The sequence below is a fragment of the Allostella sp. genome (assembly GCF_041913585.1).
Classification (GTDB): domain Bacteria; phylum Pseudomonadota; class Alphaproteobacteria; order ATCC43930; family Allostellaceae; genus Allostella.
The window spans coordinates 6838-13653 of the sequence record NZ_JAYSFE010000112.1; the positions used below are offsets into that span (position 1 = coordinate 6838).

6 protein-coding genes are annotated in these 6816 nt (G+C 74.5%); 2 read left to right on the forward strand and 4 right to left on the reverse strand.

The features are described from left to right. Window positions 1-108: 108 nt before the first annotated feature. Window positions 109-1641, reverse strand: coding sequence for a DegQ family serine endoprotease (locus ACE3Q3_RS18500; RefSeq protein WP_374448596.1), 1533 nt, complete (start codon window positions 1639-1641; stop codon window positions 109-111). Window positions 1642-1784: 143 nt separating this feature from the next. Here ACE3Q3_RS18500 and ACE3Q3_RS18505 point away from each other — a divergent pair, with 143 nt between their 5' ends. Next, complete coding sequence (locus ACE3Q3_RS18505; RefSeq protein ID WP_374448598.1) at window positions 1785-2579, forward strand: enoyl-CoA hydratase/isomerase family protein; 795 nt, start codon at window positions 1785-1787, stop codon at window positions 2577-2579. Window positions 2580-2595: 16 nt separating this feature from the next. Here ACE3Q3_RS18505 and ACE3Q3_RS18510 read toward each other — a convergent pair whose 3' ends face one another. Next, window positions 2596-4098, reverse strand: a complete 1503-nt coding sequence (locus ACE3Q3_RS18510) for a class I adenylate-forming enzyme family protein (RefSeq protein ID WP_374448600.1) — start codon at window positions 4096-4098, stop codon at window positions 2596-2598. A gap of 20 nt (window positions 4099-4118) precedes the next feature. Continuing rightward, a complete protein-coding gene (glpK, locus tag ACE3Q3_RS18515) occupies window positions 4119-5603 on the reverse strand; it encodes a glycerol kinase GlpK (protein ID WP_374448602.1) in 1485 nt (494 codons plus the stop codon). A 146-nt stretch (window positions 5604-5749) separates the two neighbouring features. On the opposite strand from glpK, the gene ACE3Q3_RS18520 reads away from it, so the two are divergent. Further along, the gene (locus ACE3Q3_RS18520; protein ID WP_374448604.1) at window positions 5750-6217 is read left to right on the forward strand and encodes a hypothetical protein; all 468 of its coding nucleotides are present in this window, start codon (window positions 5750-5752) and stop codon (window positions 6215-6217) included. Window positions 6218-6241: 24 nt separating this feature from the next. Here ACE3Q3_RS18520 and ACE3Q3_RS18525 read toward each other — a convergent pair. Further along, the coding region (locus ACE3Q3_RS18525) for a M23 family metallopeptidase (RefSeq protein ID WP_374448606.1) at window positions 6242-6816 on the reverse strand (575 nt) is incomplete at its 5' end.

The window sequence follows — 6816 nt, forward strand, 5'->3', positions numbered from 1 at the left end:
GGGTTGCGGGGCGCCCCCCGCCCCCCGCGGGGGGGGGGGGCGTCGCCGGGGGCGCCCGGGCGGCGGGCCCGGGGGGGGGGGGGCCCCGGCCCGCCGGCGCCGACCCGGTCAGGCCTGGCCCAGCGGCAGGGCGACGAAGCGCTCGGAGCCCTGGCGGTTGACCAGCAGCAGGATGCTCTTGCGGCGCTCGCCCTGGGCGGCGGCCACCCGTTCGGCGACCTCGTCGGGCGTGGCGACGGTGCGGCCGCCGACCTTGACGATCACGTCGCCGGGGCGGATGCCCTTGTCGGCGGCGGCGCTGTCCGGGTCGACGCCGGCGACCAGCACGCCGCGCACCGACGCGGGAATGCCGTTCTCGCGCCGCGCGTCGCGGTCGAGCGGGGCGAGCGACAGGCCGAGCTTGCCGCCGGTCTGGTCGTCGGCCGGCTCCTGCTCGGCCGAGGCCTGCCGGTCGGCGTCGAGGCGGGCGATGCTGGCCGAGAGCCGGGTCTCCCGCCCGTCGCGCCACACCACGACGTCGCTGCGGGTGCCGGCGTTGGTGATCGCCACCGCCTGCGTCAGGTCGCGGACCCGCTCGATCGCGCGGCCGCCGAAGCCGATGATGACGTCGCCCTGGCGGATGCCGGCCTTCAGCGCCGGGCTGTCCGGCTGCACGCTGGTGACGAGCGCGCCGCGCGACCGGTCGAGGCCGACGCTGTCGGCGATGTCGGGGGTCACCGGCTGGATCTGCACGCCGAGCCAGCCGCGCTCGACCTTGCCGGTCGCCTTCAGCTGCTCGATCACCGGCTTGGCGAGGTTCGAGGGCACGGCGAAGCCGATGCCGACGCTGCCGCCGTTGGGCGAGTAGATGGCGGTGTTGATGCCGATCACTTCGCCCGCGAGGTTGAAGGTCGGGCCGCCGGAATTGCCGCGGTTGATCGAGGCGTCGATCTGCAGGTAGTCGTCGAAGGGGCCGGACTGGAGGTCGCGGCCGCGCGCCGACAGCACGCCGACCGTCACCGTGCCGCCGAGACCGAACGGATTGCCGACGGCGACCACCCAGTCGCCGACCCGCGCCCGTGCCGAATCGCCCAGGGCGACGTAGGGCAGGGGCCGGCCGGCATCGACCTTGAGGACCGCGAGGTCGGTCTTGGCGTCGCGGCCGATCAGCTTCGCCTTCAGCTCGGTGCCGTCCTGCATGGTGACGGTGATCTCGTCGGCCTTGTCGACGACGTGGTTGTTGGTCACCACGTACCCGGCCGGGTCGACGACGAAGCCGGAGCCGGCGGCGCGCGCCTGGCGCGGCATGCCGGGTCCGCGGCCCTGGCCCGGACCGCGCTCGAAGTAGCGCTTGAAGAACTCGTTGAAGGGCGAGCCCTCGGGGAACTGCGGCAGGTTCATTTCGCCGCCGCCGCCGCGCACCGTGCGCTCGGTCGAGACGTTGACGACGGCGGGCGAGACGCGCTCGGCCAGGTCGGCGAAGCTGGGCAGCACCGACGCCAGTCCCGGCGGGGCGGTGATCGGGGCCTGGGCCGAGGCATAGGGGATGACCGTGGCGGAGACGGCGCCCACGGCGAGCGCCGCACCGACGAGGGGGCCGGCGGCAACCCGGGAAAGGCGGCGGAGCGTCTGTCCGCGCTGGAACGGGACGATCGACGACATGCTTGGGACCTCCGTTTGCCGAAACAACCAATTCGGTGACCGCCAATCTGGGGGGTGGCGGCTTTCGGCTTACTTAAGGAGCGATTAATTCGGTTTCATCCGGCGATTGGCGAAGGCGGGCAAAGGCTGCTACGCCAATCGTCATGGAACCGACCGTCCTGCTGGCCGTCGCCGACGCCGTCGCCGAGGTGACGCTGAACCGCCCCGCCGTCCTCAACGCCCTCGACGACGGGATGGCGGCCGAACTCGTCGCCGTCCTCGACCGGATCGAGCACGACCCCGCGGTCGGCGCCGTGATCCTCAAGGGGGCGGGCGCCGGCTTCATGGCGGGCGGCGACGTCAAGCTCTTCGCCGGCCTCGCCGAGCGGCCGCCGGCGGAGCGGCGGCGGCGGCTCGACCAGCTGATCCACGCCTTCCACCCGGCGATCGCGACGATGCGGCGGATGCCGCAGCCGATCGTGGCCCAGGTCCACGGCGTCGCCGCCGGGGCCGGGATGAGCCTGATGGCGGCGGCCGACCTCGCCGTCGCCGGCCAGTCGACCACCTTCACGCTGGCCTATGCCCGCATCGGGGCCAGCCCCGACGGCGGCTCGACCTGGTTCCTGCCGCGCCTCGTCGGCCAGCGCCGGGCGCTGGAGCTGGCGCTGCTCGCCGAGCGGTTCGACGCCGCCCGCGCCGCCGAGATCGGCCTCGTCAACCGGGTCGTGCCGGACGAGCGCCTGGCAGACGAGGCCCGGGCGCTGGCGCTGCGGCTCGCCGCCGGCCCGCGCGCGGCCTTCGCCGCCACCAAGCGCCTGCTGCTGCAATCCTTCGACACCGGCTTCGAGGCGCAGCTCGCCGCCGAGCAGCGGAGCTTTGCCGATCTTGCCGCCACCGAGGACTTCGCCGAGGGCGTGACCGCCTTCGCCCAGAAGCGGGCGCCGAAGTTCGGGGCCTGACGGCCCCGGCCGCGCGCTATGCGGGAGGCCCGTCGAGGTCGGGCGCGCCTGCGCCCGGCCTGACCATCGCCCCCAGCGCCCGCCGGTCGATCTTGCCCGCCGGGTTGCGCGGCAGGTGGTCGACCAGGTGGACGCGGCGGGGGCCGCGGACGCCGAGCCGTTCGCGGGCGTGGGCGAGCAGCGCCGCCTCGCTCGTCGGCGCCCGGGCGACGACGAAGGCGACCGGCAGGTCCTGCAGGGTTTCCGAGGCGGCCGGGAGCACCGCGACCTCGCCGACCGCGGGGTGCGCCTCCAGGACGCGCTCGATCTCGGCGGGGAAGACGTTGATCCCGGCGACGATCATCATGTCGTCGTCGCGGCCGGCGAGGTGGAGCACGCCGTCCTCGGTGCAGGTCCCGACGTCGCCCGGATGGAACCAGCCGCCGCGGAAGCGCCGGGCGGTCGCTTCCGGGTCGCCGACATAGCCGTCGACGACGGACGGTCCGCGCACCCGGACCAGCCCGGTCGCCCCGGCCGGCAGCGGCCGGCCGTCGGCATCGACGATCTCGACCTCGTTCCAGGGCAGCGCCCGGCCGACCGAGTCCGGATGCCGCGCCAGCACGGCGGCCGAGCCGCAGGCGATCGAGCCGACCTCGTTGGCGCCGTAGTTGATGGTGAGGTTGGGGCTCAGCAGGCGCCGGACGTCCGAGCGCAGCCGCGCTCCGACCACGGCGGCGCCGATCCGGATGTTCGCCAGGCCGGGAAAGCGCGGCCGGTCGGCGCCCGCGAAGGCGCGGGTGAGCAGGCCGGCGCCGAGGGGCGTGCAGTGGAGGTGGCGGACATCGTGCCGGTCGACGAGGCCGGCAATGGCCTGGGCGCGTTCGTCCGGCGCCGTGTCGCGCGCCAGGACGAGGGTGGCGCCGGCATGGAGCGTGAAGAGCGAGCGGCTGAGGTGGGTCAGGGTGCCGAGCGACTGCAGGACGAGCACCCGGTCGCCGGCGCGGGTCGGCCAGCCGGCGAGGTCGTTCAGGCTGCGCGCCGTCAGGTGCCGGTGGCGCACCGGAATGACCTTGGGCGCCCCGGTGCTGCCCGAGCCGACCGCGAGGACGGCCGTCGCCTCGGGGTCGGGCGGCGGCGGCGGATCGGCCGCACCGTCCCCGGCCCGGACCCAGGCCCGCACGTCGGGAACCCGTGCCGCCGCCGCCTCCCCGAGACTGGCCGTGCCGTCGGTCACTGTCAGCCCGACGCCGACGGTGCGGGCGATGTCGGTGCGCATGAGCAGCGGCAGGCCGGGCGCGAGGCTGGTCTGGACGGCGCCGATCCGCATCAGCGCCAGCGACAGCACGAGGTGCGCCAGGGGGTCGGCGAGCGTCAGGGCGACGGTGTCGCCCGCTCGGACGTCCTCGCCGCCGAGCCAGGCGACGGCGTGACGGACGGCGCCGTCGAGCGCGCCGTATCCGATCGCGCTGGCACCGTCGATCACGGCCGGAGCGTCCGGCTGCTCGCGCGCCCTCCAGGCGAAGACCTTGGACAGAAGCATCGGCGGCCGCTGACGGTCGCCTATTTCGTGCGCACCCGTCCCACCGCGTCCTTCCAGCCGGCATAGCGCCGTTCGCGTTCCGGCCCCGCCATCGCCGGCTCCCAGCGACGGTCGAGGCCCCAGAACGACTCCAGCGCCGCCAGCCCGGGCAGGACGCCGGCGCCGATGCCGGCGAGCGCGGCGGCGCCGAGCGCCGTCGTCTCGGTCACGACGGGGCGCTCGACCGGTACCGCCAGCGCGTCGGCCAGGAACTGCATGGTCCAGTCGTTGGCGGTCATGCCGCCGTCGACCCGGAGGTTGGTCGGCGGCGCGGCGCCGTCGGCGGCCATCGCCTCCAGGAGGTCGCGGGTCTGGAAGCAGACGGCCTCGAGCGCCGCCCGCACGATGTCGGCGATGCCGGTGTCGCGGGTGAGGCCGAGGATGGCGCCGCGGGCGTCGGCGTCCCAGTAGGGCGCGCCGAGCCCGGTGAAGGCCGGCACCAGGTAGACGCTGCGCTCGGGCGCCGCCGCCGTCGCGAGCCCGGCCGTCTCGCCGGCGCTGGCGATGAGGCGCAGGCCATCGCGCAGCCACTGCACGGTCGCCCCGGCGACGAAGATGCTGCCCTCCAGCGCATAGGTCGGCCGGCCGTCCATGCGGTAGGCGATGGTCGTGAGGAGCCGGTTCCGCGACGCGACCGGCCGGTCGCCGGTGTTGAGCAGCATGAAGCAGCCGGTGCCGTAGGTGCTCTTCATCATGCCGGGGCGGACGCAGGCCTGGCCGACGGTCGCCGCCTGCTGGTCGCCGGCGATGCCGCGGATGGCGATGCCGCCGCCGAACAGTGCCGGCGCGCTGGTGCCGAACGGTCCGGCACAGTCGCGGACCTCGGGCAGCAGGGCGCGCGGCACCGCGAAGAGGCGCAGCAGGTCCTCGTCCCAGTCCTGGCGGTGGATGTCGTAGAGCAGCGTCCGGGCGGCGTTGGTGGCGTCGGTCGCATGCACCCGGCCGCCGGTCAGCCGCCACAGCAGGAAGCTGTCGACGGTGCCGAAAGCGATCTCGCCGGCCTCCGCCCGGGTCCGCAACCCGGGTTCGCGGTCGAGCAGCCAGCCGATCTTGGTCGCCGAGAAATAGGGATCGAGCAGCAGGCCCGTCCGCGCCTGCACCATCGGCTCGGCGCCGTCGGCGACCAGCCGGGTGCAGCGTTCGGCGGTGCGCCGGTCCTGCCAGACGATCGCCGGCGCCACCGGCCGCCCGGTCGCGCGCTCCCACAGGATGGTCGTCTCGCGCTGGTTGGTGATGCCGATGCCGGCGACGGCGGACGGCGCGATGCCGGCTGCGGCGAGCGCGCGCGTCGTCACCGACAGGGTCGCCCGCCAGATCTCCTCGGGATCGTGCTCGACCCAGCCGGGGCCTGGATAGTGCTGGGTCAGCTCCTCCTGGGCGCGGCCGCGCTCCCGCCCGTCGACGCCGAAGACGATCGCCCGGGTGCTGGTCGTCCCCTGGTCGATGGCGAGCAGATGGTCGGTCATGGTTCCTCCCCGGCTTCCGGTCCGGACTTCGGCCGCGGATCGTGGCGTCGGCCGCGGCCCTGGGTCAACCGGGGCCTCCGGTCGCGGGCCGGAACGCAATCCGGTATGGTGCGTTGGCGAGCGGAACCACGAATCGGAGAAGGCCGATGCGCCGAACCATGATCGAACGGACCCTGATCGCCGGATCGCTGGCGCTCGGAGTGGCATGGGCGGGTGCTGCCGCGGCGCAGCAGGTGATCGTCGATCCCCAGCAGATCGCGCAGTGCTTGTGCCTGGAGCAGACGCTGGCGCAGCGGGCGGGCGAAATGAACGCCCGCCAGGGCGCCTACGACCAGCGCACCGCCGATCTCGACCAGCTCGACCGCCGGATCGCCCGCGAGCGCGCCATGGTCAACGAATCGGACCCGGTCCAGGTGGCGCGCTTCCGCGATCTCGTCGACCAGCGCGACCGCATGGCGGGCGATCTCGATCGTGGCGTCATCGGCGACCTCCAGGTGGCGGTCGGCCGCTACAACGAGACCGTGGCCCAGCACCGCACCTTCTGCGGCAACCGCTTCTACGAGCAGAACGTGCTCGACCGCGTCCGCATGACGCTGGTCTGCCCGCGCGGCTGACGCGCGGGACCGGCTCCGTCCGGCTCAGCGAACCGTGATTTCCGAACGGACCGGGTCCCACACCGGCTTGCCGTCGCGCAGGTAGGCGATCTCGGCCCGGTAGGTGCCGCGCGGCCAGCCGCCCGGCGGCAGCTTGCGCCCGGCCGAGCGGAAGACCCGGGCCTGGTCCTTCTCGATCGGCCGCGGCGCGTCGAGGATCAACTTGCCGTCGGGCGCGAAGAGGCGCAGCGACAGCACGTCGCCGGTGACGACGTTGTAGACCTCGGCCCAGACGATGAGGGCCTCGGCGTCGGGCCTCGCGGTCGCCTCGCGGAGTTCGCCGGCGCGCGCCTTCTGGATGTCGGGACGGCCGGCGACGATGCCGGCGATGTGGACGGCGCCGGGCTTGTAGGGCAGCGCGGCGAGCGCGTCGTGCGTCCACAGCGGTTCCCGCCCGATCTGACATTCGGCCCCGGCCTGGAGCCCGACGAAGGGATCGACCACCGTGCTCCCCTGGCGGACGGTGATGTGGACGTGCGGGAACTCGGTCTTGCCGGACAGGCCCACGAGGCCGACCGGCTGGCCGGCCGTCACCCGGTCGCGCGGCTTCACCCGCACGC